This window comes from Flavonifractor sp. DFI.6.63, from assembly GCF_024462255.1.
GTDB classification, from domain to species: domain Bacteria; phylum Bacillota; class Clostridia; order Oscillospirales; family Oscillospiraceae; genus Lawsonibacter_A; species Lawsonibacter_A hominis.
The window spans coordinates 1-558 of the sequence record NZ_JANGBE010000083.1 but is presented as its reverse complement, the minus strand read 5'-3'; the positions used below and the strand labels follow the sequence as shown (position 1 = coordinate 558).

Genomic DNA, 558 nt, shown 5'->3' with positions numbered 1-558 from the left:
ATAAAGTCAGTGGCAATAGACCCGAAACCGGGTGACCTACCCATGAGCAGGTTGAAGTGGGGGTAAAACCCCATGGAGGACCGAACGCACGTTCGTTGCAATGACCGGCGATGACTTGTGGGTAGCGGTGAAATTCCAATCGAACTCGGAGATAGCTGGTTCTCCCCGAAATAGCTTTAGGGCTAGCGTTAGTTTAGATTACCGGAGGTAAAGCACTGAATGGGCTAGGGGCCGATAAGGTTACTGAACCCTATCAAACTCTGAATGCCGGCTAATTGATGACTAGCAGTCAGACTACGTGAGATAAGTCTCGTGGTCAAAAGGGAAACAGCCCAGACCCACAGCTAAGGTCCCAAATACATGCTAAGTGGAAAACGATGTGGAGTTGCGAAAACAACCAGGATGTTGGCTTAGAAGCAGCCACTCATTAAAAGAGTGCGTAATAGCTCACTGGTCGAGTGACTCTGCGCGGAAAATATAACGGGGCTAAGCATGTAACCGAAGCTTGGGCTTGTCTTAGGACAGGGGTAGGGGAGCGTCGAATACGGGGTGAAGTCG

The 558-nt window shown here is 50.2% G+C and carries 1 rRNA gene; it reads left to right on the top strand.

Features of this window, described 5'->3' with window-relative positions:
- Window positions 1–558 (top strand): 23S ribosomal RNA (locus NE547_RS17980); the annotation flags it as partial.